Here is a 5,198-nt window from a genome sequence, read left to right on the forward strand (position 1 = left end):
AAGTGGAGCTAACGCAATCTTATCAAATCTCCATGTCGAAGAGAAGCAATACAGGTCTGCGGTGGACATCATGACCTGGGAGGCGTTGCGCCAATCGTTTCCGATGCTCTGGAGCGAACAGCGCGAGCGGTGGGGCATTCAAAAAAGGAAATACTGATGGCGATAAATTTAATAGGTATGGTGTCCCCCGATTATCCCTGATGGCGATAAATTTAATAGGTATGGTGTCCCCCGATTACAGGTATATGGTGTCCCCCGATTACAGGTATGGTGTCCCCCGATTACGATTATGTCCCCGGTATGGTGTCCCCCGATTATGTCCCCCGATTACCGATTATTGCGAATCTAATAGGTATGGTGTCCCCCGATTACGATTATTGCGATTATTGCTGGTGATGGTGTCCCCCGATTATTGCTGGTGTCCCCCGATTATTGCCCGATTATGGGCGGGCGATAAATCTAATAGGTATGGTGTCCCCCGATTATGGGCGATAAATCTAATAGGTATGGTGTCCCCCGATTATGGGCGATAAATCTAATAGGTATGGTGTCCCCCGATTAAGGGCTCGTGTATATGTGGTGCGACCGGTACCCCGAGTACGCCAATCAGATGCGCGCCGCCCATCTGGCCAAGGGGGACGTATTGGCCGACCGGATCCTTGAGGTGGCCGAGGATGAATCCCTCTCCCCAGCCGCTCGGGCTGTGCGGATTGGGGCTTACCGCTGGCTTGCCGGAAAACTCAACCCGGATCGCTGGGGCGATGTGCATCGACTCGATATCTCCAACACCCCGTCCGCACTCTCCGATGAGCAACTCACGATTCGCATCAACGAGTTGCAACGCTTGATGTTCAAGCCGTCATCGGAGGGTGAATAGCTGCTCATGCTGTGACGGGCCACTCAAAAGCGACGCAACATGGCATGAATCACAAATATAGCTCATCACCCATTCATTTTTGTCCGATAGATGAATAATACGCTATGCTTTTTTTGTTGACACCATAGGAATTGATAAGGCGATTACGATGAGATTGTTAAGTATTGTATTAATAATGATTCTTGTTATAGTCTCTGGTTGCGCTCATCAAAACAACCCAGTGGATAACAAAACCCTGATCACCTACAGTGAAATTCTTGCACAAGGTTTGCTGGAAAACGCTGAAAAAACTACTCAATTTCGATCATCCCCCGTGCTCGCAAGGAATCAACCGGTTCTGGTAATCAGTTTTGCAGATTTGAATAAGCTAGAATCTTCATCTAATTTTGGCAGGACAATGGGCGAGCTGTTAAGTTCGCAATTTGTCAAACATGGTTATCTTGTTGAGGAAATTAAAGCAACTGGAAAAATTTTGGTTCGTAAAGATGAAGGGGAGTTCTCTCTGTCGCGAGAAATCAAATCTATCAGTCAGCAGCATGGAGCGCAGGCTATCATTACAGGAACTTATTCTGTTTTAGGTGGTCGAATCTATGTGATATCTAAAATTATTGATAACGATAGCAATATTTTAAGCTCATATTCCATATCTATACCGAATCACTATATCAAACAGCCTTCTTCCGGATAGTGAATTATCTGAGAATGTAGAACAAAGACTGGAATTTATGTCGAATTGAGCATTATGAAACATAAACAACAGGAAGCGAATCTCATGAACAAAATCAACATATTGGTTATTGTCGTTTTTTTGCTTTTTTCCGGATGTACTCATCCTGTTCCTGTTGCAGTCCATCGCCATACCTTTCCAAATCAACCAGTACCAACTCAGAAACTTCTTGAGGCTGGACAGCATTGGCAGTCTCTGGCGAAAGATATTTCGGAAAGAATAGCAAACCATATAAAGAGTAGCCATGATGCAGATTTGAATAAGCTAGAATCTTCATCTAATTTTGGCAGGACAATGGGCGAGCTGTTAAGTTCGCAATTTGTCAAACATGGTTATCTTGTTGAGGAAATTAAAGCAACTGGAAAAATTTTGGTTCGTAAAGATGAAGGGGAGTTCTCTCTGTCGCGAGAAATCAAATCTATCAGTCAGCAGCATGGAGCGCAGGCTATCATTACAGGAACTTATTCTGTTTTAGGTGGTCGAATCTATGTGATATCTAAAATTATTGATAACGATAGCAATATTTTAAGCTCATATTCCATATCTATACCGAATCACTATATCAAACAGCCTTCTTCCGGATAGTGAATTATCTGAGAATGTAGAACAAAGACTGGAATTTATGTCGAATTGAGCATTATGAAACATAAACAACAGGAAGCGAATCTCATGAACAAAATCAACATATTGGTTATTGTCGTTTTTTTGCTTTTTTCCGGATGTACTCATCCTGTTCCTGTTGCAGTCCATCGCCATACCTTTCCAAATCAACCAGTACCAACTCAGAAACTTCTTGAGGCTGGACAGCATTGGCAGTCTCTGGCGAAAGATATTTCGGAAAGAATAGCAAACCATATAAAGAGTAGCCATGATATGCATTACAAAGAATTGGTTATCCGGACTGGTCATTCTGGAACCGGATGTAAAGATCAAGCCGCATCCTGTCAGAATATCTTTGATCGGGCTTTTTATGATCTATTGACATCGGAATTAGCACAACGAAATGTAATTGTTAGCAATTCAACCAATTCCAACCTTTACTTGGAATTTTCAGAGCAGATCATTAGCCATGCCCGCCAACGTTCATCAGCAACACCTTGGCATTTGACATTTGATAAAGTTTTCGGTCTGATCGATGATCCGTTATATCCAAAGAACGAAGTTATCGTTTCAACAAGATTGATCAATAATAACAAGATCGTTTATGGAACAATAGATATATTTTATTTGTCGTATGAAGAGATGAATAATTACCTAGTGAAAAGGCGTCATGGCGCAACCCTTGTTACAGGGATACAGGAGTGACTCGCATGTGCAGACATGGCAATAAGTTGGCTGTCGTGATGCTCGTTCTGGCGGGTTGTGCCGATAATGGATCCCTCTTTGAACGCACTGTCCGAGTGGAACAAGAGCGCATTCAACAGACTTCCTCATCCCGTCTCACTGCGAGCAACCATGCAGCAGCAGAAGCATTGATTAAAAACCAATTAAAAAATCTTCCGATGTTGGACAAGTCAGATACGATTATGGTGGCCACTTTTGTCAATCTTGACCGACTGGAAGAAACATCATCATTAGGACGTTTGATCAGCGAACAAATTTCTACTCGGTTAACACAACTGGGTTATTCAGTCGTTGCAACCCGATTGCGTTCACAGGTTGGATATGTGCATGATAAGGGCGAATTGATGTTATCGAGACAAGTAGCAAAGGTTGTAGCCACACATTCTGTTAATGCTGTTGTTACTGGAACATATACAGTTGCTAACGATCGAATCTATATCAATACAAAAATGAATTCCCCAGATTTGCGGCTTGTTATATCTAGCTATGATTATGAACTTCCTCTTTCAAACTATTATGAAGTGACAGAAGCAAGCAATATAAACAAAATGTCTCGATCAAACTCATGGAAAATCGTTGGCGACTGACCTAAAGCTCCTCTCTTCTGATCAGTTTCTTTTTATGGAGCATGAGAACTATTTTATTATTACGATAATCGACCAAGAATGAGTCCCCCGAAAAAAGTCAGACCGAAAAACGCAATACCAATAAAATCAATCGGTTATAAATATTGATGCAAATTTTGCAATCACAATCAAATCAATATGTTATTTCAGTATCGCGACTCGCGAAAGGACTTTTTTCGGGGGACTCAAGAATGAATGTCTGCATTTACGCGACACAAACGCAATCCCGCTCTCCTGCGACAGAGAAGACATCCCCTTACAGGGGCATCGATATATCGACTAAACCCGCATTATCAACGCTGGGCTGTTTGCCTTTTGATTTGCCCGAATCTCGATTTTCGTTCAGATTTCAAATGTCTCTCTCATGATTCTCAACGCCATGACCTTCGGTCGTGAATCCTTCCTACATGCTCATGTAAGTCGCTCTGTGTGAGGATACTCATTGGGCAGGGTGTGGTGGTTATTGTCGTCGAACGCAACAGACGAGCGCACAGAGTCCGCAATGGGGACGATACGCTTGGCTTAGAACTGTTCCCGTAGACGCGATGGATCGATGCCGATTCCACCTATCTGGGGTGGTCCGGTTGAGGCTATGCCGTGGAACGCAACAGATGCACGCACAGAGGCCACAATGGGGATTCGTTACGCCTGGCTTCAAACTGCGTCCGTAGGCGCGCTTGAACGATACCGACTGTCATGGGCGCGGATGGCGAATCCAAGGCGTTCTGCGGGTGGTGCGCCTGGAAAGGGTGGGAGTTCCTCTTTGTCGGTGGAACGCGCCAGACGAGCGCATAAGGTCCGCAACGGGTATCCCGCAAGGGTGTGGGTCATGATAGGCTGGATGGACACCCGCAAGCCGAGGAGATCCTGGATCCGGTTCTGTCGTTTAGGGGTGGTATGCTGGTCTGCATGGGCACCCGCTAGCCGAGGCGATCCTGAATCCCTTCAGGTGGTCACAGGGAATTGGACGCTGGGCGGTGACAGGCAGACGGCAGAGGGTTGGAACCTTCTTTGGCAGTCAGGAGGAAGGCGGAATCAAGAAAGGCGTGATCAGAAGTCAGAGGTGATCCCGGTTTCGCGGGCAGATGCACCCCGGCATCGGGAGGGGCGTTTACCCTCGACCGAAGCGTAATCCCTGTCATGTCAGGGTTTTGGCAAAGGCACGGATTTTTTTCTGGTGGGTACTATGTGGGTACTGAAACAAAAAGAGCCACCTTGCGGGCGGCTCTAAGTGTTTGTTTTGATTGGTGGAGCCAGGCGGGATCGAACCGCCGACCTCTTGAATGCCATTCAAGCGCTCTCCCAGCTGAGCTATGGCCCCAAATCAGAAGCAGGATTTTAAGCAGGTTGGATGGGATTGTCAAGCATTTTATTCGAGGTTTTTAAATTGTCTCGTTTGCAACCGAATGTGAGGGAGTAACGCCAGAGTGTCACGGAGGCGTCCCGCGAACGGCGAAAGGGGTGAGGGGAGAATGTTGCACGCGCTGGAGTAGGTTCTATTTCAAATTGCCAAGGGGCCGGCCTGGCGCGTCTCGGGGGCGGTGACTCGGCTCGGCTCCGGATGGGGTTGGCCGGCCTGGCGCGTCTCGGGGGCGGTGACTCGGCTCGGCTCCGGATGGGGTTG

The 5,198-nt window shown here is 46.1% G+C and carries 5 protein-coding genes and 1 tRNA gene; 5 read left to right on the forward strand and 1 reads right to left on the reverse strand.

What is annotated here, in order from left to right:
- Window positions 1-574: 574 nt before the first annotated feature.
- From ACV4UY_RS14330 to ACV4UY_RS14350, 5 genes are all read left to right on the forward strand, one after another.
- Complete coding sequence (locus tag ACV4UY_RS14330; RefSeq protein ID WP_491608263.1) at window positions 575-877, forward strand: terminase small subunit-like protein; 303 nt, start codon at window positions 575-577, stop codon at window positions 875-877.
- Between the two features lie 148 nt (window positions 878-1,025).
- A complete protein-coding gene (locus ACV4UY_RS14335) occupies window positions 1,026-1,565 on the forward strand; it encodes a FlgO family outer membrane protein (RefSeq protein WP_491608264.1) in 540 nt (179 codons plus the stop codon).
- 84 nt (window positions 1,566-1,649) lie between these two features.
- Window positions 1,650-2,189 (forward strand): FlgO family outer membrane protein, encoded by a 540-nt coding sequence (locus tag ACV4UY_RS14340; protein ID WP_491608265.1) that lies wholly within the window; start codon window positions 1,650-1,652, stop codon window positions 2,187-2,189.
- An 84-nt stretch (window positions 2,190-2,273) separates the two neighbouring features.
- On the forward strand, window positions 2,274-2,909 hold the full coding sequence (locus tag ACV4UY_RS14345; RefSeq protein WP_491608266.1) for a hypothetical protein: 636 nt from the start codon (window positions 2,274-2,276) through the stop codon (window positions 2,907-2,909).
- A gap of 5 nt (window positions 2,910-2,914) precedes the next feature.
- Window positions 2,915-3,535: a FlgO family outer membrane protein gene (locus ACV4UY_RS14350; RefSeq protein ID WP_491608267.1), complete on the forward strand. Its 621-nt coding sequence runs from the start codon at window positions 2,915-2,917 to the stop codon at window positions 3,533-3,535.
- A gap of 1,284 nt (window positions 3,536-4,819) precedes the next feature.
- Here the strand turns inward: ACV4UY_RS14350 and ACV4UY_RS14355 are convergent.
- Window positions 4,820-4,895: transfer RNA gene (locus ACV4UY_RS14355), tRNA-Ala, on the reverse strand.
- Window positions 4,896-5,198 lie beyond the last annotated feature (303 nt).

Source organism: Candidatus Magnetaquiglobus sp., assembly GCF_058402785.1.

Excerpts from the sequence above, each read along its gene's own strand:
- ACV4UY_RS14330 (WP_491608263.1), top strand. The coding sequence starts at position 575 with ATGTGGTGCGACCGGTACCCCGAGTACGCCAATCAGATGCGCGCCGCC.
- ACV4UY_RS14350 (WP_491608267.1), top strand. The coding sequence starts at position 2,915 with ATGTGCAGACATGGCAATAAGTTGGCTGTCGTGATGCTCGTTCTGGCG.
- ACV4UY_RS14340 (WP_491608265.1), top strand. The coding sequence starts at position 1,650 with ATGAACAAAATCAACATATTGGTTATTGTCGTTTTTTTGCTTTTTTCC.
- ACV4UY_RS14345 (WP_491608266.1), top strand. The coding sequence starts at position 2,274 with ATGAACAAAATCAACATATTGGTTATTGTCGTTTTTTTGCTTTTTTCC.
- ACV4UY_RS14335 (WP_491608264.1), top strand. The coding sequence starts at position 1,026 with ATGAGATTGTTAAGTATTGTATTAATAATGATTCTTGTTATAGTCTCT.